This is a genomic window from Mogibacterium diversum, assembly GCF_938028775.1.
GTDB lineage: Bacteria > Bacillota > Clostridia > Peptostreptococcales > Anaerovoracaceae > Mogibacterium > Mogibacterium diversum_A.
In genome coordinates this window covers 192,924-219,800 of record NZ_CALIZG010000024.1, presented here as the reverse complement: position 1 = coordinate 219,800, position 26,877 = coordinate 192,924, and the positions used below count along the sequence as shown (strand labels likewise).

Annotated in this window: 24 protein-coding genes; 23 read left to right on the top strand and 1 reads right to left on the bottom strand. The window is 41.4% G+C overall.

Going from position 1 to position 26,877, the window contains the following annotated elements; genetic code table 11:
* The first annotated feature begins 29 nt into the window (after nucleotides 1-29).
* The 17 genes from clpP (at nucleotide 30) to Q7O90_RS07970 (ending at nucleotide 18,384) form a co-directional block, all read left to right on the top strand.
* Nucleotides 30-623 (top strand): ATP-dependent Clp endopeptidase proteolytic subunit ClpP, encoded by a 594-nt coding sequence (clpP, locus tag Q7O90_RS08050; protein ID WP_287300191.1) that lies wholly within the window; start codon nucleotides 30-32, stop codon nucleotides 621-623.
* A 13-nt stretch (nucleotides 624-636) separates the two neighbouring features.
* A complete protein-coding gene (clpX, locus tag Q7O90_RS08045; RefSeq protein ID WP_304129215.1) occupies nucleotides 637-1,908 on the top strand; it encodes an ATP-dependent protease ATP-binding subunit ClpX in 1,272 nt (423 codons plus the stop codon).
* A gap of 73 nt (nucleotides 1,909-1,981) precedes the next feature.
* The gene (gene lon, locus Q7O90_RS08040; RefSeq protein ID WP_304129213.1) at nucleotides 1,982-4,330 is read left to right on the top strand and encodes an endopeptidase La; all 2,349 of its coding nucleotides are present in this window, start codon (nucleotides 1,982-1,984) and stop codon (nucleotides 4,328-4,330) included.
* Between the two features lie 12 nt (nucleotides 4,331-4,342).
* Entirely contained in the window at nucleotides 4,343-4,939 is a 597-nt protein-coding gene (yihA, locus tag Q7O90_RS08035) for a ribosome biogenesis GTP-binding protein YihA/YsxC (protein WP_304129212.1), read from the top strand.
* Nucleotides 4,940-4,998: 59 nt separating this feature from the next.
* Complete coding sequence (gene hpt / locus Q7O90_RS08030) at nucleotides 4,999-5,550, top strand: hypoxanthine phosphoribosyltransferase (protein WP_304129210.1); 552 nt, start codon at nucleotides 4,999-5,001, stop codon at nucleotides 5,548-5,550.
* A 115-nt stretch (nucleotides 5,551-5,665) separates the two neighbouring features.
* A complete protein-coding gene (locus Q7O90_RS08025; RefSeq protein ID WP_304129209.1) occupies nucleotides 5,666-6,004 on the top strand; it encodes a hypothetical protein in 339 nt (112 codons plus the stop codon).
* 369 nt (nucleotides 6,005-6,373) lie between these two features.
* Nucleotides 6,374-6,910 (top strand): NUDIX hydrolase, encoded by a 537-nt coding sequence (locus Q7O90_RS08020; protein ID WP_304129207.1) that lies wholly within the window; start codon nucleotides 6,374-6,376, stop codon nucleotides 6,908-6,910.
* 35 nt (nucleotides 6,911-6,945) lie between these two features.
* Nucleotides 6,946-7,827: a tyrosine-type recombinase/integrase gene (locus Q7O90_RS08015; RefSeq protein WP_304129205.1), complete on the top strand. Its 882-nt coding sequence runs from the start codon at nucleotides 6,946-6,948 to the stop codon at nucleotides 7,825-7,827.
* Nucleotides 7,828-8,003: 176 nt separating this feature from the next.
* Nucleotides 8,004-8,345 (top strand): 50S ribosomal protein L19, encoded by a 342-nt coding sequence (rplS, locus tag Q7O90_RS08010; RefSeq protein ID WP_273134540.1) that lies wholly within the window; start codon nucleotides 8,004-8,006, stop codon nucleotides 8,343-8,345.
* A gap of 75 nt (nucleotides 8,346-8,420) precedes the next feature.
* Complete coding sequence (ylqF, locus tag Q7O90_RS08005; RefSeq protein WP_304129203.1) at nucleotides 8,421-9,308, top strand: ribosome biogenesis GTPase YlqF; 888 nt, start codon at nucleotides 8,421-8,423, stop codon at nucleotides 9,306-9,308.
* Nucleotides 9,309-9,358: 50 nt separating this feature from the next.
* Nucleotides 9,359-10,678, top strand: a complete 1,320-nt coding sequence (locus tag Q7O90_RS08000; RefSeq protein WP_304129202.1) for a ribonuclease HII — start codon at nucleotides 9,359-9,361, stop codon at nucleotides 10,676-10,678.
* Nucleotides 10,679-10,861: 183 nt separating this feature from the next.
* Nucleotides 10,862-11,725 carry a bifunctional 5,10-methylenetetrahydrofolate dehydrogenase/5,10-methenyltetrahydrofolate cyclohydrolase gene (locus Q7O90_RS07995; RefSeq protein ID WP_304129200.1) on the top strand — a complete coding sequence of 288 codons (864 nt, stop codon included), beginning with the start codon at nucleotides 10,862-10,864 and terminating at the stop codon, nucleotides 11,723-11,725.
* Between the two features lie 25 nt (nucleotides 11,726-11,750).
* Nucleotides 11,751-12,473, top strand: coding sequence for a GTP pyrophosphokinase (locus Q7O90_RS07990; protein WP_304129198.1), 723 nt, complete (start codon nucleotides 11,751-11,753; stop codon nucleotides 12,471-12,473).
* Nucleotides 12,474-12,569: 96 nt separating this feature from the next.
* Entirely contained in the window at nucleotides 12,570-15,257 is a 2,688-nt protein-coding gene (locus Q7O90_RS07985) for a valine--tRNA ligase (RefSeq protein ID WP_304129197.1), read from the top strand.
* Nucleotides 15,247-16,599: a bifunctional folylpolyglutamate synthase/dihydrofolate synthase gene (locus Q7O90_RS07980; protein WP_304129195.1), complete on the top strand. Its 1,353-nt coding sequence runs from the start codon at nucleotides 15,247-15,249 to the stop codon at nucleotides 16,597-16,599. The genes Q7O90_RS07985 and Q7O90_RS07980 overlap by 11 nt, the downstream gene beginning before the upstream one ends.
* Nucleotides 16,592-17,860, top strand: coding sequence for a serine hydroxymethyltransferase (gene glyA / locus Q7O90_RS07975; protein ID WP_106057107.1), 1,269 nt, complete (start codon nucleotides 16,592-16,594; stop codon nucleotides 17,858-17,860). Before Q7O90_RS07980 ends, glyA begins: the two co-directional genes overlap by 8 nt.
* Nucleotides 17,861-17,961: 101 nt before the next feature.
* The gene (locus tag Q7O90_RS07970; protein WP_304129193.1) at nucleotides 17,962-18,384 is read left to right on the top strand and encodes a hypothetical protein; all 423 of its coding nucleotides are present in this window, start codon (nucleotides 17,962-17,964) and stop codon (nucleotides 18,382-18,384) included.
* A 159-nt stretch (nucleotides 18,385-18,543) separates the two neighbouring features.
* On the opposite strand, the gene Q7O90_RS07965 is transcribed toward Q7O90_RS07970, so the two are convergent.
* Nucleotides 18,544-20,061, bottom strand: a complete 1,518-nt coding sequence (locus tag Q7O90_RS07965) for a Mur ligase family protein (protein WP_304129190.1) — start codon at nucleotides 20,059-20,061, stop codon at nucleotides 18,544-18,546.
* A 111-nt stretch (nucleotides 20,062-20,172) separates the two neighbouring features.
* Here Q7O90_RS07965 and Q7O90_RS07960 point away from each other — a divergent pair, with 111 nt between their 5' ends.
* The 6 genes from Q7O90_RS07960 to Q7O90_RS07935 all read left to right on the top strand — a co-directional run bounded on the left by Q7O90_RS07960 (nucleotide 20,173) and on the right by Q7O90_RS07935 (nucleotide 26,830).
* Nucleotides 20,173-20,955, top strand: a complete 783-nt coding sequence (locus Q7O90_RS07960; RefSeq protein WP_304129188.1) for a CorA family divalent cation transporter — start codon at nucleotides 20,173-20,175, stop codon at nucleotides 20,953-20,955.
* A gap of 66 nt (nucleotides 20,956-21,021) precedes the next feature.
* Nucleotides 21,022-21,912 carry an Hsp33 family molecular chaperone HslO gene (gene hslO / locus Q7O90_RS07955; RefSeq protein ID WP_304129187.1) on the top strand — a complete coding sequence of 297 codons (891 nt, stop codon included), beginning with the start codon at nucleotides 21,022-21,024 and terminating at the stop codon, nucleotides 21,910-21,912.
* Nucleotides 21,913-22,031: 119 nt separating this feature from the next.
* Nucleotides 22,032-23,726 carry a phosphoenolpyruvate carboxykinase (ATP) gene (locus Q7O90_RS07950; protein ID WP_304129186.1) on the top strand — a complete coding sequence of 565 codons (1,695 nt, stop codon included), beginning with the start codon at nucleotides 22,032-22,034 and terminating at the stop codon, nucleotides 23,724-23,726.
* Between the two features lie 319 nt (nucleotides 23,727-24,045).
* On the top strand, nucleotides 24,046-24,540 hold the full coding sequence (locus Q7O90_RS07945) for an NUDIX hydrolase (protein WP_304129228.1): 495 nt from the start codon (nucleotides 24,046-24,048) through the stop codon (nucleotides 24,538-24,540).
* A gap of 252 nt (nucleotides 24,541-24,792) precedes the next feature.
* Nucleotides 24,793-26,232: a GH25 family lysozyme gene (locus Q7O90_RS07940; RefSeq protein WP_304129185.1), complete on the top strand. Its 1,440-nt coding sequence runs from the start codon at nucleotides 24,793-24,795 to the stop codon at nucleotides 26,230-26,232.
* Nucleotides 26,219-26,830 carry a hypothetical protein gene (locus tag Q7O90_RS07935; RefSeq protein ID WP_304129184.1) on the top strand — a complete coding sequence of 204 codons (612 nt, stop codon included), beginning with the start codon at nucleotides 26,219-26,221 and terminating at the stop codon, nucleotides 26,828-26,830. The genes Q7O90_RS07940 and Q7O90_RS07935 overlap by 14 nt, the downstream gene beginning before the upstream one ends.
* The last annotated feature ends 47 nt before the right edge of the window (nucleotides 26,831-26,877 follow it).

Sequence of the window (26,877 nt, the reverse complement as noted above, 5' to 3'; positions counted from 1 at the left end):
AGATATATCTGCCATAGGGAGGAAGCATAGTGAGTTTAATACCTTACGTAGTTGAACAGACTGGCGGCGGCGAGCGCAGCTATGATATCTATTCTAGATTGCTCAAAGATAGGATTATCTTTATTGACCAAGAAATAGATGATCATCTTGCGAGTGTTGTCGTTGCACAGCTATTGTTTCTAGAAGCCGAGGATCCTGAGAAGGATATTAATATTTATATCAATTCACCAGGTGGCTCCGTAACGGCAGGAATGGGTATCTACGATACGATGAAGTACGTTAAGCCTGATATCGCTACTATCTGCTTCGGGATGGCTGCGAGCATGGGAGCTGTCCTCATGACGGCAGGCACAAAGGGAAAGCGTTTTGCACTACCTAATGCTGAGATTATGATTCACCAGCCACTTGGCGGAGCTAAGGGCCAGGCATCGGACATCAAGATTCAGGCAGAGTGGATGCAGAAGACAAAGGAAAAGCTCAATAAGATACTTTCTGAAGCGACAGGTCAACCTTATGAAACGATTTTAAGGGATACTGACCGAGACAACTTTATGTCAGCTTCAGAGGCAGTTGAATATGGCCTTGTAGATAAGGTTCTGTCTAGAGAGGAATTGAGCAGATAACTGGAGGTAGAGCTTGGACAACAATCATAATCCAAATGAATTAGTTTGCTCATTCTGTGGCAAGACTAGCTCCCAGGTTAGACGTATAATCGTAGGTCAGGATGTAAATATCTGTAACGAATGCATTGAGCTTTGCTCGGAGCTCCTCAAGGAAGATGGGGTGACGGGTGAAGTGCATGAGACGCTGACTACGCTACCAACTCCAAAGGAGATTGCGAGAGAGCTGGGAGAATATGTAATAGATCAGGAAACTGCAAAAAAGAGTCTTGCTGTAGCTGTTTATAATCACTACAAGAGGATTAAATATTTAGAGCAAAATGCAGATGAGAAGAACAATGATGCAGTTGAGCTTCAGAAGAGTAATGTTTTGATGCTAGGACCGACTGGTAGCGGTAAGACGCTGCTAGCTCAGACGATGGCTCGCATCCTCAATGTTCCGTTTGCAATAGTCGATGCTACGTCGCTAACTGAAGCTGGATATGTAGGTGAAGATGTCGAGAACATTCTCTTAAGACTATATCAGGCAGCAGATGGTGATCTTGATAGAGCGCAAAAGGGAATAATCTATATCGATGAGATTGATAAGATTGCGCGAAAGTCTGAGAATACATCTATTACTAGAGATGTAAGCGGGGAGGGAGTGCAGCAAGCACTTCTCAAAATCATCGAAGGAACGGTGGCAAACGTACCACCTCAAGGCGGACGAAAGCACCCAATGCAAGAATTTATCCATTTCGACACTAAGGATGTGCTATTTATATGTGGCGGTGCTTTTGCTGGGCTTTCGACAATAATAAAGCGAAGGCTTGGAAATAAGGTTATCGGCTTCAATGGTACAAATGATTCTGCTCACGATATCGATGAGAAGGTGATTTTGTCGATGGTGGAGCCAGAGGACTTGCTAAAGTTCGGAATTATCCCAGAACTGATAGGAAGACTTCCCGTAATCGTTTCACTTGATGAACTGAGTGAAGAAGCTCTCAGCAAAATCATGAAGGAGCCTCGTAATTCGCTAATTAAACAGTATACAACCATGCTTGCTATGGACAACATTGAGCTTGAGGTTGAAGAAGAGGCAATTTCTGCTATAGCTAACAAGGCAATTGAGCTTAAGACAGGTGCTAGAGGCCTGCGAGGGATATTTGAGGGCATGATGACCGATGTCATGTATGAGTTGCCGTCAAGAAATGATGTGCACAAGTGCATTGTCACTAAAGAGACTGTCGAAAAGGGTGTCATGCCTGTTTTAGTGACAGATTCTGAAAGCAAGGAAAAAGACGCATAAAATTTCAAATGATATCTCAAGGCGGCATTAATGTTTGATGCCGTCTTGTGGTATAGGGACATAAGGAGGGAGTATGAAAGTTAGAGTACCATTCATACCACTTAGGGGACAGACATTCTTTCCAAATACAATAGTTGGATTTGATATCGGAAGAGACAAGTCCCTTAAATCGCTTGATGCTGCTATGAGCGAAGATAAACATCTCATTGTAGCAACTCAAAGAGACATTTCTGTAAATGCACCAAAGGAAGAGGATATATTCACGACTGGTGTAGAGATTCGTGTTAAACAAGTTATAAAGCGCCATGAGGAGTACGTGAGAGTGCTCGCAGAGTGTGTAAACCGTATTAGGCTTTCTGCAGTATATGACGAAGATGACACTCTATATTGCGATTACGAAGTACTTGATTCTATTTCTGAAGAAAATTATGAGCTAAATGTTATGGCTCTTGTAAGAGTGCTTAAGGAGACTTACTTCAGTTATGTCGAGATGAGTAACTCCGGAGAAGCTGCTGCGCGTGCTCTGATAGATGGAGTAGATGATCCAGTTGAACTCGCATATACTATAGCGGGGGAACTTGCTGTGCCGTTTGATGTTCTGCAAGGGCTACTAGAGCTGAATTCAGTCAATGAGTTGATAGAGCAGCTCATTGAGACAATTTCCAGGGAAAACGAGGTTTTGACACTAACAAAGCGCATAAACAATCGCGTTATGCAAAATATGAACAAAGGCCAGCGTGAGTATTATCTTCGTGAACAGCTCAATGTAATCAAAGAGGAGCTCGGCGAGAACGATGATGACACTGAGGATGAAGTTAATGAATGGCTAAAGAAACTAGATGAGCTAAGGCTCGATGAGAAGGTGGATGAAAAGATCCGCAAGGAGATAAATAAATTCCATAAGATGAATATGATGAGCCCTGATGCAAACGTGAGCAGGACCTACATAGAGACTATTTTGGAGCTTCCTTGGAACAAAGAGTCAAGGGTTAATACGAACATCAGAAAAGCGGAAAAAACACTTAATAACGAGCATTACGGTCTAACAAAGGTTAAAGAGAGGATTATCGAGCAGCTCGCTGTTATGCACCTTACAAAAGGAGCAAAGGGACCCATCATCTGCCTCGTTGGACCTCCGGGCGTCGGAAAGACATCTATAGCTCGGTCAATTGCTCATGCTACTAATAGAGAGTTTGTGAGGATGTCGTTAGGTGGAGTTCGTGATGAGGCCGAGATCAGGGGGCATAGACGCACCTATGTTGGCGCAATTCCTGGTAGAGTTATCAATAACTTCATAGAAGCTGGGACGAATAATCCGCTGTTCTTACTCGATGAGATTGATAAGATTGGAAGCGATTTTAGGGGGGATCCTGCATCCGCACTGCTAGAAGTGCTGGATCCAGAACAGAACAAGACGTTTACAGATCATTATCTTGAAGTGCCATTTGATCTATCGAGAGCAATGTTTATAACAACCGCAAACACAACTCAGACCATTCCAAGAGCTTTACTAGATAGAATGGAAGTCATTGAACTCTCAAGTTATATCGAGGAGGAAAAGGTTCATATTGCAGAGAATTACCTGATTCCAAAGCAGCTTAAGGAGCATGCTATAAGAAAGAGTCAGCTATCGTTCTCTGAATCAGCAATTCGCGATATAATCAACTACTATACGAGAGAAGCTGGTGTTCGTAATCTGGAGCGTGCAATTGGATCGATTTGCCGTAAAGTAGCAAAAAATATTTTAACTGAGAAGAAGCATAGGTACTTAATTACATCTAGAAACCTTGAAAAGTATCTGGGTAAAAAAATATTTAGAGAGGATCTCGATGATTTAAGTCCTCAGATTGGTGTAACAACGGGGATGGCATGGACAGCTGTTGGAGGGGTAACCCTTGAGATTGAAACAATCAAGATGCCGGGAAGCGGAAAACTCATACTGACTGGTCAGATGGGGGACGTGATGAAGGAGTCGGCTCAGGCAGCTCTGGGTTATATCAGATCTGTAGCTTCGAAATATGAAATTCCAGATAGTACATTTAAGGAAAACGATATTCAAGTCCATATTCCCGAAGGTGCAACTCCAAAAGATGGACCATCTGCAGGTGTGACGATGTGCTCAGCACTGTTTTCTACACTGTCCGGCAAAAATGTTAGAAGAGATGTAGCTATGACTGGTGAGATTACACTGAGGGGTAGAATCCTGCCGGTAGGTGGAATCAAGGAGAAAGTGCTCGCAGCGTACAGGCAGGGGATTAGAAAAATACTTCTACCTGCTGACAATAAGCGTGATACTGAAGAAATACCGCTATCAGTCCGCAAAAAGATTGATTTTGTGTTCCTCGAGACAGTTGAAGATGCATTTAAAGAGATCATACTTGAGGATGAGGCGAGCAAAAAACAGGATAAAGCAAGTAGTTAAAGAGGATGAGAGATGCAGATAAATAAATCTGAACTAGAAGCAGTCGCAGTCAAACCTATGCAATACCCTGAACCTAGTGTGCCAGAGATAGCTTTTGCGGGTAGGTCAAATGTAGGTAAATCATCGCTGCTTAACTTGCTGACTAGAAGAAAAAATCTAGCAAGAGTTAGCGGCAGCCCTGGCAAGACTAGAACTATCAATTTTTATAGGATAAATGATGAGTTCAGGATTGTCGATTTACCAGGATATGGTTATGCAAGAGTATCAAAATCTGAGTCTGAAAAGTGGGGCGCGATGATGGAAAGCTATCTTGAGAATAGAGAAGGCCTCCTCAAGGTGATTCAGCTAGTTGATATCAGACACAAACCTTCTGCCCAGGATGTTCAGATGTATGATTATCTTAAGTATTTCGATTTAGACGGCATCGTTGTGGCGACGAAAGCTGACAAAGTATCATCTAATCAGCGTAGTAAAAACATCTTAGAAATCCGAAAGACTTTAGGTATGAGTAAGGCGGATAAGATTATTCCGGTAAGTGCGCTCAAGAAATCAGGGCATGAAGTTCTATTAGATGAAATCGAGAAACTGCTGGAAAACTACGGAGAATAGAATAATTTAATCTTTTTAAGAAGTGTATACCGTGATTATTATTAAAGTGGAGGGAGCAAATGGCTAATATTAAGGCTTCGGAAAGCGGAATTTTTGGGAAAATCCTATATACTGAAGAGCAGATTAGAGAGCGTGCAAAGGAGCTTGCAAAGCAGATTTCTACGGACTTTGAAGGAGAGGAGCTTATAGTAATAGGTACTCTTAAGGGCTCTGTGCTGTGGATGTGTGATCTATTAAAGGAACTGACGATAGATACGAGCATTGACTTTATTAAGGCCAGCAGCTACGGCTCAAGCACTACAAGCTCTGGAGTCGTTAAGATTAAGATGGATACGGATATGAACCTATACCAAAAGAATGTACTTATCATTGAGGACATAGTCGATACGGGTACTACTCTTACTTTCCTGCTTGAAAAGCTTAAGGAGAGAAATCCCAAGACCATCAAGGTTTGCACAATGCTGGACAAGCCATCACGCCGAACAACTGGTTTTGTAGCTGATTATATCGGATTTACTGTCGATGATTTATTTATAATTGGTTATGGACTTGATTTTGATCAGAAGTACAGAGGACTTCCGTATATTAGCTATCTTCAGCCTGGAGAATAACGTATGAAAACTAATTAAATAATAACTTTTATAGAAATTTTTGGACCTGTTTATGCGGGTCCATTTATTTTTTTATATTTTTTTCTTAGACTTAATGTGTAAAGGAGGAATATGTATGAAAGAGTATCAATATCGAATTGAAGGCGAGCGATGTCTGCCGAGAGAAGTTTATTACCAATGTGTGTGGATGATTCGCGATATGGAACGATTAGAGAAAATCGCAATGAGTTCCAATTATGAATCTGGACAGGATCATAGGATAGATGACGCAATTGTCAAACTTGATTGTCTTAGGAGAGCCCTTGAAGAAATACCTGATTATTATAGGCAAGGGGTTATTAGCAGTGTCAAAATCAGAGGGGGTGGCTTCGATGATTTCGCTCATATCAACACATGGAAGAAGTGGAAGATGAGATTTATGCATGCATTTGCCACGAATCTTGGACTTTACTAGTACCATTAAGGGTAAATGGCTAAATGAAAATCATTTATATATTCGTGAGTTCAAATTTGTTTTCACTACTAGTTCAAATTTCGTCTAACTAAAGATGTGCTGAAGGGAAAATCTTTCGGTGATACTATTAAGTCGTATCTTATTTCTTGCGCATGTGCGTGTGTGAATATGAGAGCAACACATAATTTTTAATTTGCAAAATCCCTCGATTTTAAGTAAAATTACGAGGGATTTTTTATAATTTTAGAAAATACGTAAATTTCAAGCGAAAATTCAAGCTTTTTTTGTTTTTTTTAAGTATAATGGCATGCTATTAACATAAATTGTGATAAAGTTATATTAGTAAATGGAGGGTATGCAGGAATATTTATGGCTTATGAGGAAAAAACATTAGAGTCGGATATTGTATACAAAGGGAAGATTTTTGACATTAGAAGGGATAAGATTTTAGCAGTCAATGATAAGATCTCGTATAGAGATATTGTTGTGCATGGGGGAGCTGCAGTACTTATACCGATTACAGAAGATGGAAAAATAGTATTTGTAAAACAATGGCGACAGGCTCTCAGAAGACAGGTTATTGAACTTCCGGCAGGGAAAGTTGATCCTGGAGAGTCGTTCGAGGACGCAGCAAAGCGTGAACTCAGAGAAGAGACAGGATATTCAGCGGGACAAATGGTTAAGCTCTTTCGAATGGCTCCATGCGTTGGATATTCTGAAGAGATACTTGAGTTTTATGCTTGTCGTAATCTCAGCCCAGGGAAAACCGATTTCGATGAGACAGAGGATATCGATATCGTTCAGATGGCACCTGATGAGGTCATTAGAAGGATAATGTCCGGGGATATTGAAGATGGCAAGACGGTTGCAGGTGTACTGTTTGCTAGAAGTGCGGGAATTATCTAAACCGGGTGCATATAATTATAACGGGGGGTTAGGTTATGATTAATGAATTTATTACGTATCTAAGGGATACAAAAGGCAAAGCTGATAATACTTTAGTGGCTTACAAGAGGGACGTTATCTCATTTGCGAAATTCCTTGAGTGTCATAGTGGTAGAGATCTTGCAGAATGCAAAGAGAGCGATTCAATTGCATATATCTTAGAGTTAAATAATGCAAGCAAATCTAAAGCGACAATCAATCGCAAACTTTCATCACTCAGAACATTTTACGATTATGGGATTGAAACTGGTGAAGTGACGGAGAATCCTTTCTCTAAGATTAAATCTGCAAAGAATGATAAGAGACAGATTGAATTCTTGTCAATTGAAGAGGTTGAGAAGCTTCTATCGCTGCCAGATCAGACTGTAAAAGGAATTAGGGATACAGCTCTATTTGAGTTCATGTATGGAACGGGCGCTAGAGTAACTGAGGTCGTGCGTCTAAAGTTCGAAGATGTTAATCTCAAGATGAATTTTGTAACTCTTCGAGATGGCGAGGGAGAGAGCAGAATCGTACCGTTAGGTTCGTATGCGCAGAAAGCTCTTAGAAGGTACAGAGATACGGCATATTCGGGTCTGGCTCGTACAGAGGTTACGGATGATAGCTATGTGTTTATCAATTTTAGAGGACAGCCTCTGACCAGGCAGGGAATTTGGAAGATGCTGAAGGAATACGGTGCGATGATAGGTATAGAAGACCGTATGACTCCACAGATTCTAAGAAATAGCTTCGCAGTACATATTCTGCAGAATGGTGGCGATCTCAAGACACTTCAGGAGCTTATGGGATTTGATGATATGTCTGTAGGTATTGCTTATCTATCTGTGACGAATATTAGAATAAAAGACGTATACAGCAGGACACATCCAAGAGCATAAAATGAAGCCCGCGTTATCGGGCTATTTAATAGAAACACTTTTAACCCTTGCAATACGAGCATTGGTATGATATCATACAAAAGTTATTACGGACGGTCCTCTAGCTATGCAAGTAACGGGCAGAGCTCGATGAAGAAACATGCTACGAACGTCTTTGAGAGAGAGGAGGAATAACGATGAATATTTTAGATCAGATTACTCAGGATTATAAGAAGAATGATGTTCCTGAGTTCAATGTCGGTGATACTGTAAAGGTACATGTTAAGATTATCGAGGGTCAGAGAGAGAGAATCCAGGTATTCGAAGGCTATGTGCTCAAGATGCAGAATGGCGGCATTTCTCAGACTTTCACTGTAAGAAGACTTGCACAGGGAATCGGTGTTGAGAAGACTTTCCCAATGCACTCACCTAAGGTTGACAAGATTGAGGTAGTTAAGAAGGGCCGTGTTAGAAGAGCTAAGCTTAATTACATGCGTGAGAGAACAGGTAAGGCTGCTAGAATCAAGAAGGCAAAATAGTCTTAGCTTACGAGCAAGGATAATAATGCATACCTCAGCATATTGCTGCGGTATGCATTTTTCTTAGGAGAAATTATGATTAATAACATTAATTGGTATCCCGGACATATGAAAAAAACTCGAGAGCTCATCCAAGAGAACTTAAAGGCTGTGGATCTCGTAGTTGAAATAGTGGACAGCAGAATTCCGCTTTCCAGTAGAAACCCTATTATCGATGAATTGATTTCGGGGAAAAAGCGCGTGGTTATTCTAGGTAAATGCGATCTTGCTGACAAGCGTGTAACGGATGAGTGGAAAGCTTACTTTGAGTCGAGTGGAGATACTGCACTGCCTGTTGATTCCAGAAATGGAGAAAATATAAAAGCTTTTTATAAAATTCTTGATAAGCTTCAGCAGGAGAGAAACAAGGAGCGCTCTCTAAGGAGGCCTCTTAGAATGATGATTGTAGGTGTTCCTAACGTAGGTAAGTCCTCGTTTATTAATAGACTCATTGGAAAGAAAAGTGCCAAGACTGGAGATAGACCAGGTGTAACAAAGGGAAAACAATGGGTTACACTGGAGAATGGCATGCAACTTCTCGATACACCGGGAATTCTCTGGCCGAAGTTCGAAGATCCACATGTGGGGTTAAATCTCGCTTTTTGTGGAAGCATCAAGGATGAGATTCTAAATGTACAAGACCTAGCATATGAACTACTTAAGGTTTTAAGAGAAAACTACCCAGAAGAACTCATCGCAAGATATAAGATTGACGGTCTTATGAGCGAAGACGAAGATGTGTATAACGAGTATGGCGAGGCTTTAGATCCGGTGCTTTGTGATATGGAGTCAATTGCTTTGAAAAGAGGATTTATTCAGGCTGGTAAGCGCATAGACTATGAGAGAACTGGCCGTGCAATTTTAGATGAATTTAGAGCGGGAACAATAGGGAATATTACACTAGAAAGACCAGTGCTCAAATAAATTGGCATGTTGTTAGGGTATAAACGTATGTATGAGAAGAGTGTCTAACTATGACGAAGCAAGAACGTGAAGAAAAGAAAAAGATTAGGATGCAGGAGCTGCTTCAGATTGAAGATGAGCTACGCAAATCAGGTGTAAAGATTATAGCGGGCATAGATGAGGTTGGTCGTGGACCACTTGCGGGGCCCGTTTATGCGGCATGCGTTGTGCTCCCAGCGGATTTTAGAGTGCCTGGAGTTGACGATTCCAAGAAGGTTACTGAAAAGCAGAGAGATATGCTTAGCCAGAAAATCTGTGAATGTGCTATAGCATATGGGATTGGTGTCGCAACTGCGAAGGAAATCGATGAAATTAATATCCTTAATGCTACAAAGCTTGCTATGCATAGAGCTATAAAGGAAGTTCAGGACAAACTTCCTGAAGGTGAGAAAATAGAAATGCTGTTAGTTGATGCGGTTGACCTTGAGTCTGAGGGGATACCACAAAAACCGATCATTAAGGGCGATGCAACATGCTACTCTATCGCAGCAGCGTCGATAGTCGCAAAAGTTGCGAGAGATTCGTTTATGAAGGAGCTTGATGGTGAATACCCGGGATATGGGTTCGCCAGCAACAAGGGATACGGAACGGCTGCTCATTATGACGGTCTACGCGCTCTTGGAATCTCTCCGGTTCATCGCAAATCATTTCTAAAAAAGTTCGAGGCAAACGAGGATAGTAAGGTGTCAAAGAAAAAGTTTTATGCTGTAAAGGTAGGAAGGATTCCGGGCATCTATGGTACTTGGGATGAGTGTAAGATGCAGGTTGACGGATATCCGAACTCTAAATACAAGGGATTTGAAAGACTAAGCGAAGCAGAGAGTTTTGTAGGTCCAGAAGTGCTTGAAAGCATGAAGTTAACCTCTGATATCTATGCATATGAAGAAAAAGCATCCGCACCACTAGAAGATGGCTATGCTGTAAAGGCGTATGTCGATGGCAGCTATGATGTCGCAACGGGGAACTACGCTTCTGGTGCGGTAATCCTCGTAGATGGAAAGACTGTAGAGCTAAACAAGCTCTATACAGATGAAGCAGGTAGTAAACTAAGAAATGTCGCTGGCGAAATCAAAGGTGCAGAGCTGGCAATTGAGTACTGTAAGAAGCAAGGGATCGATTCAGTGGTAATTTACCATGACTATCTAGGCGTAGGGAAATGGGCTGATGATGAGTGGAAGGCAAATCTCGATATGACAAAGGCTTACAAAAGTTATATACGTGAATGCCGAAAGAATATGAGAATCAATTTCGTGAAAGTAAAAGGACATTCGGGAGATAAGTATAACGACATGGCTGATGCACTTGCAAAAGCAGCGATAAATAGCAAATAGTACTGGGTCTTACGAGTATAGTAGTGCTTATGAGATTTTAATTAATTGCAATAATGAGTGTTATCGTATATTTTATGCGATAACACTTTTGTTGTTTAGCTTAAAGAATATACTAATTCTTTTGTCATTATGCTATAATATTAAATGGTTTTACACGTTAAAAATGCGGAGGAAACATCAGATATGCATACATTGTTAAAAGGCGCTCCCGTTAGGGATGCGATAGATCAGGATATTATTTCAAGAGTTGAACTGCTGACTAAAGCTGGTAATACACCAAAGATTGCCACCTTTAGAATTGGCGAAGATGACGGAGAGAAATACTATGAGGGAGCTATTATCAAGAGAGCTGGCAAGTATGGTATAGACTGTGAGTCAGTTGTGCTAGATGAGGCTGTCTCTCAGAGCACTGCCGAGGAGGAGCTTGAAAGGCTTAATACCGACGATAATATTGACGGCATTATCATGCTGATGCCTTTTCCTAAGTCAATCGATGGCGAACGTTTGCGTGCACTTCTTGACCCAGCAAAGGACATAGATGCGATTACAGATGCTTCCTATGCAAACCTTTTTGCAAACGATCCTAATGCATTTTACGCATGCACAGCGGAATCCTGCATGGAGATACTAAAATTTTATGGGGTTGATTTAAAGGGAAAGCAAGTAACGATTGTTGGCAGAAGCATGAGAGTTGGAAAGCCACTTATGCTCATGATGATGAATGCAAATGCCACAGTTACAGTTTGCCACACGAAAACTACTGATGAGAATCTTAGAGAAGCTTGTGAAAGAGCGGATGTTGTTGTACTTGCAACAGGTCAGATTGAGTCATATAGCCCTGAACTATTCCATGATGGGCAGATGATCATAGATGTCGGCACTGGCACAGGTAAGGATGGAAAACTTGCTGGAGACTTTGACTCTGGCGCACTGGAAGCTGAAGGCATGCCTAAGTCACTAAGCTACTCTCCTGTTCCAGGCGGAGTAGGTACAGTTACAACTGCTTTGCTACTTCGAAATGTCGTAAAAGCGGCAGAACGGGCCTAAACATAAGATATTTTAAGGTCGTATTTTGACCGAAAGTTTTGAAGGGCATAAGGTGGGAATGAATATTACTAATGAAATACTTAATCCTGAAAGACTGAGTAAAAACAAGCTTGAGCTTGTGCGAGATAAGGACGCCTTTTTTAAGGAAATCGCTGACATAAGGCTCGAGTATGAGGCGGCGATAAAAGAGATTTCCACTAAGCTGGAGATTTTAGATGATGATTTCAAGCAACAAGATGATCATGGTCCTATACATCACATTCAGTATAGACTAAAATCTGTTAATAGCTTGTTTGAAAAGGCCGAGCGATATGGGATAGAGGATCCGCTTAACAACATATCTGAGATTAGAAAACAGATTTACGATATAGCGGGTGTAAGAGTAGTTTGCAACTATCGAAACGATATATATCGGCTATCAAGTTTATTGCTGAAACAAGAGGATATAAAGCTTATCAGGATTAAAGATTATAGTTCAAATCCAAAGGAGAGCGGTTATAGAAGCTTGCATGTTGTTATTGAGGTACCGATCTTTCTTGTTAGCAAGAAAGTATCGATTCCAGTTGAGATGCAGTTCCGGAGCATCGCCATGGATACCTGGGCAAGTTTGGAACATGAGCTAAAGTATAAGAATGAAGGTGCGCTGAGTGACGATCTTCAGAATAAGCTAAAAATCTGCTCAGAGATTCTCGCTGATGTCGATAATATGATGGAGAATATCAGGCACGAGGTTTTTTCTGAGGAATAGAAAGATAGTGCACATGGTGTTGAGAAGATTATTATGTAGCTGAAACTATTTAGCTACTGAGATAGATTAACGATAATAGGAATTTAGGAGTAAAAAATGGGTAGAAATCTTGCTAAAACATACGATCCAAAGAGTTTTGAAGATCGTATTTATGAGATGTGGGAGGAGCATGGCTCTTTTAATGCAGAGGTAGACAGGGACAAGAAACCATACTGCATAGTAATGCCACCACCAAATATCACAGGGCAACTCCATATGGGTCATGCTCTTGATCAGACGCTTCAGGATATCCTCATCAGATGGAGGAGAATGCAGGGCTATAGTGCGCTCTGGCTACCTGGCAGCGATCATGCAAGTATCGCAACAGAGGTTAAGGTCAACAATGCTCTTCGTGAAGAGACTGGCAAGGATAAGAAGGACATAGGTAGAGAGGCATTCCTCGAGCGCGCATGGAAGTGGAAGGAAGAATATGGCGGCAGGATTACGAAGCAGTGCCGCAAGCTCGGAGATTCCTGTGATTGGCGCAGAGAACGTTTTACGATGGACGAGGGCTGTAACAAGGCGGTTACAGAGCTTTTTATCAGGCTGTATGATAAAGGCATGATATATAAGGGAAATAGACTTGTAAATTGGTGTCCTGACTGCATGACATCCCTTTCAGATGCTGAAGTTGAACATGAGGATGAGAATGGTAAGTACTGGTATTTCCGTTACCCTGCAAAGGACGGTGGAGAGGGAATTACCGTTGCGACATCTAGGCCGGAGACTATGTTTGGTGATGTTGCAATTGCGGTTAGCCCCGAAGATGATAGATATAAGGAGTTAGTAGGTAAGACTGTAATTTTACCTATTTTAAATAGGGAGATTCCAGTTATTGCTGATGAGTATCCAGACCCAGATAAAGGTACAGGTGCTGTAAAGATTACACCTGCTCACGATGCTAACGATTTCCTCGTAGGTCAGAGACATAATCTAGAAATCATGTCCTGTATGAATGATGATGCCACGATGAATGAACTAGCTGGAAAATACGAAGGTATGGACAGATATGAGTGCCGTAAGGCATGGGTGCATGATCTTGAGGAAGCCGGCTTCCTTGTTAAGATTGAAGAGCTTACTATTCCGGTAGGAAAGTGCTATAGATGTCACAATGCCATTGAACCAAAGCTTTCAGACCAATGGTTCGTTAAGATGGAGGATCTCGCTAAACCAGCGGTAGAGGTTGCAAAATCTGGAAAGCTAAAGCACGTTCCTGAGAGATTTGAGAAGATTTACCTAAATTGGCTAAATGATATTCATGACTGGTGCATATCGAGGCAGCTATGGTGGGGTCATAGAATACCTGCATACTACTGCGATGACTGCGGAGAGATCGTCGTAAGTCGCACTATGCCAAGTGCATGCCCTAAGTGCGGATGCGCTCATTTACATCAGGATGAGGATGTGTTAGATACATGGTTCAGCTCTGGACTGTGGCCTTTCTCTACGCTAGGGTGGCCTGATAAAACGCCGGAACTCGACTACTTCTATCCTAATTCAGTAATGGTTACGGGATATGACATTCTGTTCTTCTGGGTTATCAGAATGGTATTCTCAGGGTGTGAGGCTATGGGAGAACCACCATTTGAATATGTATTCCTACATGGACTCGTTCGCGATGAACAGGGTAGAAAGATGAGTAAGTCTCTTGGCAACGGAATCGATCCGCTTGAAGTAATCGATAAGGTTGGTGCAGATGCTCTCAGGTTTATGCTCATTACAGGTATTACACCTGGTAATGATACGAGATTTATCTGGGATAGACTCGAGTCCTCGCGTAATTTTGCTAATAAGCTTTGGAACGCATCGAGATTTACAATTATGAATCTTCTGGATGACGAAGGAAATCCATTACAGGTGGCAACTGCTGAGAATGCAATGCTTAGAGATGAGGACAAATGGATTATCTCCCGCGTAAATGAAGCTACTGCTGATATCACAAATTCACTGGAAAAGTTTGAACTAGGGCTTGCAGGTCAAAAGGTTTATGAACTCATCTGGGATGAATATTGCGACTGGTATATTGAACTTGTTAAAGCGAGATTATGGAGTGATGATGAAGAGGATAAGGCAACTGCAAGATTCGTTCTGCAGAGCGTCCTCAAGGATTTACTTAAATTGCTACACCCATTTATGCCGTTTATTACAGAGGAAATATGGGGATATTTACCAGCAGAAGCAGGCGATTCAAATGACGATGATGACTTGCTAATCACTTCATCGTGGCCGATTTATGACGAAAGAAAGACATACTATGAATCTGTTTCAAGAATTGAGACTGCTAAAGAAATCATCAAAGCAATCAGAAATGCTAGAACAGAAGTAGATGCTGCACCTAGTCGCAAGCTTAATCTGATCGTCAAGACGGATGCGCTTAAGGATACAGTAGAAGCGATTTCTGCCCACATAAAGAAGATTGCTAATGTTGTTGACATAACTGTTGAAGGAACTGATAGCGAAACTCCAGATGGGGTAGTTTCAGCGGTATTCACTGGAGGGGAACTCCTGATTCCATTAGCTGATCTGGTTGACTTCGAAGCAGAACGCGAGAGACTTGAGAAGGAGAAGAAGAGGCTCGAGGGTGAGGTTGCTCGTGTAGACAAGAAGCTCTCTAACCAAGGTTTTGTCGCAAAGGCTCCGGCATCAGTGGTTGAGGAGGAGAAACAGAAGGGCGACAAGTACCGTGAGATGCTAGAAACAGTTATCAAGAGACTTGAGTCCATGGGTGAAGCAAGTGCCAAATAAAGCGAGTGAGGCGGTTATACGGCGCATTTGGGAAATGACAGCTAAGAGAGGCCCGATTGGACTTTCAAGGATGAAAAGGCTTCTCGAGTTATTAGGTAACCCTGAAGAAGACTTAAAATTTGTCCATGTTGCAGGCACGAATGGTAAAGGTTCTGTATGCCAGTTTATAGCATTTATGCTGCGTGCTGCTGGGTATTCTGTAGGGGTGTTCACGTCTCCCCATGTTATGGAGTACAATGAGCGCTTCGATATAGACAGGAACTATATCAGTGATGATGATTTCTGTAGGATTGCAACATATGTGATGTCCTTTGCGGAACAAGTTAATGACGAGGGATATGGATACTTCTCTGAGTTCGAGATACTGACATCAACGGCTTTGCTATATTTTAAAGAACAATCACCTGACATAGTGATCCTGGAGACTGGGATTGGTGGTAAGATGGATATGACAAATGTCATTTTAAATCCTCTGGTTTCAGTGATTACACAGATAGGATTTGACCACGTCGATATGCTCGGGGACACGCTCTCTAAGATTGCTGAGGCTAAGGCTGGAATTATCAAGGAGGGTGTACCTGTTATATCTGAATCTTCTGAGCTTGAGGTAAAAGAGGTCATATCCGATGTCGCTAAGGAAAAGAATGCAAAATTTATTGATGCTTCTCTTGCCAAATACAGCATAAATGATTATTCTGAATTTATGGACTTCGATTTTGAAGTTAGTGATGGAACTGACAAAGTCAAAATGGATGGCGTAAAGATAAGCCTCATCGGGGAACATCAGATTAGGAATGCCATAACAGCGTTACTTGCTGTAAAGAGTATGCGGGATCGCATGCTAATAGATATCGATGAATCAGAGATGCGTGAGGGTCTAACAAGTGCAAGAAATATGGGACGCTTTGAGATTCTCAAGAACAATCCATACATAGTTATAGATGGTTCGCACAATCCTCAAGGGCTCAAAGCTGCTATGGAGACACTTAAGAAGCTTAGAGAAACTATATTCAAGAACAAGAGAATAATTACGGTCTTCGGGTGCTTTGGAGATAAGGAGTATCAGGATATGACTGAGATACTCCGTTCAGGACTTACTGCAGTAGATGCTAATGAGGTTATTGTAACTGAACCAGTTAGTCCAAGAGCTCTTAAAGCAGAGAAGCTAAAGAAATTACTCGAAGATGAAAATATCGCTGTGACAGCTATCAGCGATGAAGAAACAGCCTTTGATAGGGCACTGTCGTCTGGTGCAGACGTGATGCTCTTTTTAGGATCCATATATCTTATTGGAGATATAAGAATTTTTTTCAATCGAAAGGACGGGAAAATTAATGTTTGACAGAAATGGCTACGATGACAGCAGATATAACTTAGAGAATATCGCTGAAATTGCAAAGACATCTCCTACAGTTGCTGCTCTAGTTGAGAAGGAGTACAACAGACAGAAGAACAACGTGGAGCTAATCGCATCTGAGAACTACTGTTCAGAAGCAGTTCTTGCTGCTTGCGGAAGCTGTTTATCATGGAAGTATGCAGAAGGATATCCTGCAAAGCCAGTTGATAGACATTCCGGAAACAAGGGAAGATACTACGGCGGAACAAGGTACGTTGATGAACTTGAAGAATACTGCTGCGATAAGTGGAGAGAGGTATTCAATACAGATTATCATGTAAATGTGCAGCCTCACAGTGGTTCGCAGGCTAACTTCGCGGCATACAACGCAGTACTAGAGCCAGGTGATACAATCCTTTCACTAAACCTAGACAACGGTGGACATCTGACTCACGGTTCATCGGTTAACTTCAGCGGCAAATTCTTCGATGTTCATTTCTATAACGTTGATGATAATGGATTCATCGATATGGAAGACCTAGAGAAGAAGGCGAAAGAACTCCAGCCTAAGCTGATACTAACGGGTGCTAGTGCTTACTCAAGAATCATCGATTTTGAGAAATTCGCTGAGATTGCAAAGAGCGTTGATGCACTATTCATGGTAGACATGGCTCATATTGCTGGTCTCGTTGCTGGTGGAGTACATCCATCCCCATTTGGATATGCTGATATCATCACAACAACAACCCATAAGACACTTAGAGGACCAAGAGGTGGAATGATTTTCTGCAGGGAAGAGCTCGCTAAGAAAATCGATAGCGCAGTATTCCCATTCGCACAGGGTGGTCCGCTTGAGCACATCATCGCTGGAAAAGCTGTTTGCGCTGAGGAAGCATTAAGACCTGAATTCAAGGAATATGCAGCACAGGTTGTAAAGAACTGCGCAGCATTTGCTGACGAAATGCTCAAGCTAGGATATACAATTGTAACTGGAGGAACAGATAACCACGTATTCCTAATCGACCTTTCAGATAAAGCATTCTCTGGTAAGGATCTCCAGAATGCATGCGATGAGGTTGGCATAACTCTTAACAAGAACTGCGTTCCTAACGAGAAGCGTTCTCCAATGCAGACTAGCGGTGTTAGAGTCGGTACAGCACCGATGACAACAAGAGGATTCGTCGAGGAAGACTTTATCGAGGTCGCACACAGAATCGATGAAGTTGTTAAGAAACTCGACGCTGAGAAAGCTGCAGAAGCAAAATAGTGACTAGTTTTAAATACTAATTAAATTCGATACCCGGATTTGTTGATATACAAATTCGGGTATTGTATAATCAAAAAAAGAAAATAAAGGAGGACGATTCCATGGTTAAATTATTGGTAGGACATAAGGGTAAGGGTAAGACCAAGAAAATGATCGAGCTAGCTAACGCAAGTGTCGAGGAGACCAAGGGTAGCACCGTATTTATTAACAAAAATTCCAGACTTATCTATGATTTAGACTACAAGATTCGTGTAATCTGCATGGAGGATTTTGTTCACATAACTAATGAGGATGAGTATATCGGATTTCTATTCGGTATCATCAGTTCTGACAATGACATCCAGACAATATTCTTGGACGGTATCATGAGACATGCTGATTTCTCTCTAGAGATGCTTCCAAGCTTCCTTTCAAAGATTAAGGATATCTCAAAGGATTATGGCATCGACTTTGTAATCAGCATCAGTGCTGAGCTCGAAGAGATGATCGGGGTTAACTTCGACGGAGTAGAGGTTCTCAACTAATTTTAATACGGACTTATAGTGCAACCTGACTATCGATTTTCGATTTAGTCAGGTTGTTTGATTTTCTAAGAAAAAGATGGGTACATCGTACCCATCTCGCTAAGTGTAATTCAATTAAAGCAGTGGTCGGTAAAGTCAGCCACTGCTTACTTTATATACCTACTTGGTTCTATTTTCTTCCCATTCTTTAATCGCTTTTCTAGCACACTTATCATCATCTTGAGGGACGTTAACGCCATTAATGTGTTGATATTTATCATCACCTAGACCGATGATAGCGACGAGGTCACCCGGCTCTGACTGAGTAATAGCATAGTGTATAGCCTCCGGTCTATTCTCTATAACCATGTACTTTCCTCCAGTAGGCTCAAGCCCAGACTTAACACCCTCAAGTATAGTCTCAAACGGTTCAAACCTGTTGTGCTCAGTAGTAATAATTGAGAAGTCGGCATATTTTCCAGATGATTCACCCATTCCAATTCTTCTCTCAATATCTCTGTTTCCACCAGCGCCAAATACACATACAAGCCTCTTAGGATTATATGCTCTAAGTGCCTCGAGAACAGCTCTCGTGCTCTCTCTAGTGTGAGCAGAGTCAATGCATACACTTAGGTCTTCTGTGCGATAAATCATGTCCACTCTGCCGTTAATATGGATATGAGAAAGAGATTTTCTCGCTGCATCTGCAGGTATTCCGAGAGCTTCTATAGTAGCGATTGTAGCTGCTCCATTTAGTGGAACGAACTCACCGGGCATGTTTACAAATACAGTGTCATTAAACCTACCTGAAAGTTTAAACTCTTCACCGATAAATCCTCTACATTCCTTGGTGTGAGATTCTGAGATGACATAATCTGGTCTGCTGCCGAGCTTGTCCGTTTTCTTATGTATTCCATCATGACCTACAGTAATTAGGTTACATGCTGCATTTTTTACGATGAAATCAATATTTTCATCATCCAGATTAACGATACCTGTATTACACTGCTGTAGCAGAAGACTTTTACAATATGCATAGTTTTCAAATGTAGGGTGCTCGTCTGTTCCAACATGATCTCCATGCTGAATATTGAGAAATACTCCGACATCAAAATTAATCATATCAGTTCTATGCTGCATAAGGCCCTGTGAAGAGCACTCGAGAACTGCGTACTCTACACCTTTTGATACCATGATAGAAAGAAATTTCTGCATCTGGTCAGAGTCAGGTGTTGTGTTGGCAACCTCTAGAACTTCATCGCCTAAGTTCACCCCATTTGAGCCTATTGATGCCGCTCTATAGCCTGCCTCTCTTAACGATGCCATAATCATCGTTGTAACAGTAGTCTTGCCCTTTGATCCAGTAACGCCAACCATCTTGAGCTTTTCCGCTGGATAACCATAAAATGCAGCTGAAACCACAGCCTTAGCATGTCTGGTATCCGAGGTTGAAATTATAGTTGAGGTTACAACTGATAAGTCGAGAGCGCAGCTCTCGTCTATTATGATGAGGGCAGGATTGCCACTATCGATCTCTATAAGTGCATCGTGAGAGTCAAATGATGCACCGCGAATGCATACAAAGACATCGCCAGACTTCACTTTTCTGCTATCGAAACAGATGCCTGTAACGGCTTGGTCCAGTGACCCTTTTAGCAATTTATATTCTAGTCTCGAGATAATTTCTTTTGTGTTCATAATTCCTCCGAAATCCATAAGAATATGGGATTTACAACTTATAATTATATCCTTAATTAGTTAATTTTCCAATACATATGGTATAATACAGCGGTATAAAGAGGAGTAAAGATGATTAGATTAATAAGTTCACATGAAGAAAAACGAGACTTTTTAGAATCACTAGATGAAAAATCTAACGAGAAAATTAGAGTACTTAGGGAGTATGCGTTCAGAGGCATTGCTGATGAGCTTATTCTAGGATTTCGTACTGAAGATGATAATTCTGCACTTATAATCACATCTCGGAATGAATGCGTCCTTATAACGGAAGATGCAAAGCTTATCGAATGTATATCAAAGGTTAACAGCAAAGATCCTCGAGATGAACTTCTCGAATTGATGTTAGAGTATTCATCAGATGACATATATGAACTAGAGAATCTTGAGTCGAGTATAGTCGATATGGAGGAAGAGCTATTTGGAGGCGCTAGACCTGATAAAGCAGGTCTCAAACAAATTGTGGTTAGACGAAAGGAAATCATGTTCAAGAAGCAATATTATGAAAGAATGGAGCTTCTTACCGATGACCTAGCAGAGCTGGATAAAACATTTTCATACTTAGATAAGAGATTTGATAAGCTCTATAGTTTCATACTCAGGGTTCAAGAATATCTTAATCACGTCAGCGAGATGTACCAAGCACAGATAGATATAGAGCAGAACAACTTGATGAAGTTCTTTACGGTCGTGACCAGTATATTTGCACCGCTAACACTAATTACGGGATGGTACGGTATGAATCTGAAGTTACCAGAATTCGGGTGGAAATTTGGATATTTATACGTATCTATACTCAGTTTAAGTGTGGTGCTGGGGCTTATATACGTGTTTAAAAAGAAGAGGATACTTTAGGAACAGAGTGCAATCGAATTAATGACTGATGATTCTAAATTTAATGTTTAGGCAATAGGAGAAAAGATGGATAATAAGGATTATATAGTAAGAGCGAGCCTTGCAAATGACAGTGTTAGAGCTTTCGCTATCAGCTCTACACATCTCGTAGCTGAAGCAAGAGAGCGTCATAGGACACTACCCGTAGTGACGGCGGCCCTAGGGAGACTGCTATCAGCAGGGGCTATAATGGGCTCCATGATGAAGGGTGATAAGGATATAGTGACGGTTTCTCTCAAGGGCGATGGTCCTGCAGGATATATAACCGTAACAGCGGATAGTCATGGTCATGTCAAGGGTTTTCCAGGAAATCCAAATGTTGATATTCCGCGCAAGTATGCCGGAAAGCTCGATGTAGGGGCGGCAGTAGGAAGAGGCCTTTTAACGGTTAGCTACGATCTCGGATTAAAGGAGCCGTACAGCGGTCAGGTTGAGATTCAAACTGGAGAGGTTGCTGAAGATCTCGCATACTACTTTACGGTGTCGGAACAGCTACCATCAGCAGTTGGTCTAGGGGTCATGGTAGATACAGATAGCAGCGTCAAGCATGCTGGAGGCTTTATAGTGCAGCTCTTACCAGATGCTCCTGAGGATGTGATCGAACTCCTGGAGAAGAAGTTAGCTAATCTGGAACCTGTAACAACTATGATGGAGCAGGGGATGACACCTGAAGAGATGCTTTTACACATATTTGAAGGCGTCGATATTGAGTTTACGGAGAGACACGATGTTGAGTTCTACTGTGACTGCTCCAAGGAGAAGGTAAAGAGAGCGCTAGCCGCAATTAGCGATAAGGATTTACAGGATATCGTGAATGATGATGAGGATATTGAGGTTAAGTGCTATTTTTGCAATACCGCATACAACTTTAGTATAGCTGACATAAAAGACATACTTTCGTCGAGAAAAATCGATTAAAATTTGTTAGAAATCAATAAAAATAATACATACGTATTGAAAGAATATACAAAAAATGCTACAGTTAGATGTAGTTAAACCATTGTAATGATAAAAATTTTTTAGAAAAAGGTGTAGTAATGAAAGATAGAATTTATCTAAACGATAATGAGGTCATTTTGAACTTTGATTTAGTATACCCTGAGACTAGTCTAGAAGTTATTAAGTCTAAAGAATTCAAAGTGTTTATGCAGAGTTATATAGCTCATCTCGAAGAGACTGACTCAAAGCTTTATAATTGGGCAACGCATGGTAAGTCGATACAGACGGCTATCGAGGCGCTATCTACATTTGCACGTCAGACATTAGTTTTTTCTGCAGAGGAGATTGAATCGCCTTATATTGAAGATAGAACGTCAGCACTTTCGTTCGTCGAAGGCATGTATGACTTCTGGAAAGCTCACGAGAGGTATTCGGTCACAACAGACAGAAGAAGAGAATCGAGCTCAACAACATTTGTACATGCCGATTCTTCCCACAATCAGCTTATTATGGCTACATATAGACGAATCGAAGAAACTCTTATGGGTCGTGCAAATAAGATATATCGTCAGCAGCCCGCAGGAACTAATGCTGCTCTGTCACTATACAAAAATGAATCGTTTAAGCTAGGGGCACGGTATGAGTCATTGAGAAAGGTTAAGTTCATAGACTCAATTATGCTCCGTACACCGATGATTCTGCATCCTAAGTCGAACAAACGTGAGTGGGCATTCCAGCAGGTATATGAGAATCCACTAGATACATTTAAGGGCAATAGTGATGAATTCTTCTGCTTCCCAGCCAAGGTTGGGGATCTCACAGTTTTCGTTTACTTCCACAGAGATTTTATGTCAAATGGAGTATCGCTAGCTAACCTATTTGAGCTTGCATCCAAGAAGGAGGCCTCGAAGAAACCTGACTGTGTGCTGATTTTCGGTAATGATGATGGCAAGAATGCATGCACCTTCTACCACGATGAAGAGGAGAATATCTGGGTAGGTTCTGTTACATATAACGAGAAGATTTCATACTTCGGATATATGAAGAAGACCGTCCTCACACTCCATAACGTTGCGATGATGCAGAAGGGGTGGCTGCCAATTCACGGTGCGTTTGTAAATATTACTCTCAAGAATGGAAAGAGCAAGGGCATCTGCCTCATGGGAGATTCAGGAGCTGGAAAGTCTGAAACTATTGAAGCTCTAAAGTCGCTTGGTAATGAGAAGATTAAGAATATAGAAATCGTGTTTGATGACATGGGGACATTCCATGTTGAAGATGGTACAGTATACGCAAAGGGTACTGAAATAGGTGCGTTTGTAAGACTTGATGACCTCGATCCAGGTACACCTTATCGTGATATGAATAGGTCTATATTCTTTAACCCGGATTTATCTAATGCGAGAGTTATTACGCCAGCAGCTCCTTATTCAGTAGTTACAGATAATCACCACGTTGATTTATTTGCTTATGCAAATAACTATGATGAGGATCTCGGACTGCATGAGTTCGAAAACCTCGATGACGCAAAGACGGTATTTGTTGAGGGTAAGAGAATGGCGAAGGGCACCACACAGGAAGTTGGACTATCCACCACTTACTTTGCTAATCCATTCGGTCCGATGCAGCAGCAAGATATCTGCGACCCAATAATCGACAAGGTGTATGAGTGCCTGAAGGATAACGGGGTATTTATCGGAGAGGTATACACTCACCTCGGCAGAGATCCAGAGGATAGAGAGAGTATCGTAAAGGGTGCGGAGGAGCTTCTAAGATTTATAGAAGAGAACTAATCGCAGTGTAGATTATAAGAAATATGAGGCGGAGCAGCACTGCTGCTTCGCCTCTTTTATAAGTAGTGATGAAACTCAGATTGAGTTGTTATCCTAATTGGATGAATATATAATTGCTTAAATAGCATCTGCAGAAACGAAGTTCAAAACATGTGACTAGTTGAAATAAAAGAAAGATAAATAGAATCTGGGTATGAATGAAATAGAGAGATTAAAAAAATCATTAATTGATGATCCTGGGGCGGAGTCTACCGCTAAGAGTTTCGGTGTACTGATACCTATAATAGAGACTCCGCACGGGCTATCGGTATTGTTTGAGGTGCGCGCCATAAATCTGAGGCGACAGCCAGGTGAGATATGTTTTCCTGGCGGCAGCACCATGGAGGGTGAGCCTCCTGCGCATGCTGCAATCAGGGAGGCGAGCGAGGAGCTCCTCATCGCCCCATCTAGCATCGAAGTTCTGGACGAGCTCGATGTAGTGAATATATATTCGGGCGGCACCTTGCAGCCTATTGTTGGGCTGCTTAGGGACTATGACTATACTTTCTCTTCTGATGAAGTAGCGGAAGTCTTCACGATGCCGCTTGCGTTCTTTTTAGAGAATCAGCCAGAACGCTATGACGTAGCGATGAGGAGCATACCAGTCGAAGGCTTTCCCTATGACAGAATCGAGGGAGGGAAAGCCTACGCCTGGGATTCTAGCTATAGAACCATATATTTCTACCAGCATGATGGTAGAAATATATGGGGACTTACAGCCGGCATAGTAAACGATTTTATAGAGAAAATAAAGCGAGGTGGATACCTTAAATAATGGTGAGCTACAGTTCTGATTGAGTATATATCTAAAAGTATGATAGTGCAGTTTCGAATCAAAATTCTTATTTTAAAATAAACATTACAGTATTTGCATAGACTTTTCACACAGTACAAATAAAGATTATGCTATAATAAATTAAAAGCTGATGTGGGTGTTCATCACCCGCATTTATTTTTCAGGATTTTCATTATTCGAAGGCTGTTATTTCAAGCGATGCAAAAAAGAAACATATAAAGAGAGACTTTAATGAATTTAAGCGCCAAAGAAAACAAGTTGATAGATAAAAATTATATGACTGCTATCTCGGCCCGTATAGCTACCATGATAGTGGCTTTATTTCTGTTGGCGTTTTTTGCTTCTAGTTCGGTGTTTGCAGGCACTTCACTACCAAGCACACCATCGGGTAGAGAGGGTTATTATGAATTTCTCGGCATAGATGTATCCGAATGGCAAGGCAGTATCGACTGGAAAGCTGTAAAGGATGATGGAGTAAACTATGCATTTATTAGAGCTGGAGCCACCACATCGTCGAATTTTGATTTGAAGACGGATTCTAAATTCGATGTGAATATGGAAGGAGCAAAGGCAGCGGGCATCGCACGAGGGGTATATTGGTATTCGCAGGCTACAAACGAAGATGAAGCTGTTGCTGAAGCTAAGAAACTCGTTGCGCTTGCTAAGAAGTATGATCTAGAGCTCCCGCTCGTCATGGATCTAGAATTTTCCGATGGCAGGTTTGACAACGCATATACTTCTTGGCGCGCAAATGGAAGCGAGTACGCAAAGAAGCGAATGACCGCAGTTGCGGATGCTTTTTTGTCCTACTGCCGATCGCAGGGATATCCTGCTTCGATTTATCTTTCAACATCTCTCGCAGGAAGTACTACTGGAGTGGATACTGCAAGTCTTGTGAATAACTCAAACGAGGTCTGGGTTGCTCATTACGCGAGTAATCTCTCTGCATCATCTGATTATACGATGTGGCAATTTACAAGCACTGGAAGAGTGAATGGCATCAAGGGTAAAGTGGATTATGACGTTATGTATGTGGATAAGAAAGCCACAAAAGCAGGCAATCCGGGGCTTATCGCAGAGGCATCTAATGACATGCTTAAGTACACGGGCAGTCCTGTTACAATCAATGTTAATCTTACTGATAATGGAAAATCACTAACGTTAAATAAGGATTATACCGTTTCCTACATTGATAATGTTAATACTGGGACAGCATATGCGCTAGTCAAAGGAAAGGGCGATTACATTGGTTATACCGAGGTTATACCGTTTCAGATAGGTGATGAAGATATCCTTAATTCCACTGAACTTGAACCATCTAAAGTAGTAACAAGCGTGAAGGGTGGAAAGACAAGCGTGAAGTTTACACCTCCAAGTGGAAGAGTAGACAACTATAGGATTGAATACAGGAATAGTGATTCTGATGATTGGAATTCAGTGATGACTGATGGCAAGACTGAGTATGTTATAGATGGAACGCCTAAGCAGATAAGAGTATCTTCTGTTCTGGGAAAAGACATATACGGTCTAGTTACACCGGATAACTCGCAGAAATATGAGATTATCGATGGCTCTGTAGAGGCTGATTACAAGCTCGGCGGACAGTCTCTATTAAATAGCGATAAGTTTAAAAAGATCAATGAGGAGGTAAGTGACGATGTCGTCATCTAAAGGTAATAGCCCGCATAAGAGATACACTCGTAAGCAGAAGCTTCTTATCGGATTACTTATCTTTATCATCATAGATGTCGCATTATTTATGTTCACTGTTACCAGATACACAGGATACGATCTCATTAACTCAGAGAAGTATGTAGAATTCAGGATGCCAAAGGAGAAGACGCTCACGGAGCAAGAATGGCAAGCGCTTGTTAAGAATACAAGGGTGATCAAATACCCGAAGGTTCAATTATCAAGAGAAATTAATAACATTAAGAATCAGTATAAGAAGCGCATCAAAGAATATGATATGACCATGACTGAATATCTCAAAGAAGCGGATTTGACACAGCCCCAGTTTGATAAACAGGTTGAAGAGATGGCAAAAGCGAATGTGAAAGCTAAGCTAGTGCTCCATGCCATCGCAGAGAAAAAACGGGTATCAGTAAGTAAGACCGAGATAGAAAAAGCTGAGAAGGGAATTCTCAAGGAGAAGGGCGTTAATTCGGAGACAGAGTACAAGAAGTTAACTGGGGAGTCACTTGGTGAACACGTCAAAGAAATAGATCTCGAATCGAAACTTCTATACGCTAAAATCGTTAAGAAATAGAATGATGCTGGCAAAGCGTTAAAACATTGCTGATCAAAAATGGGATG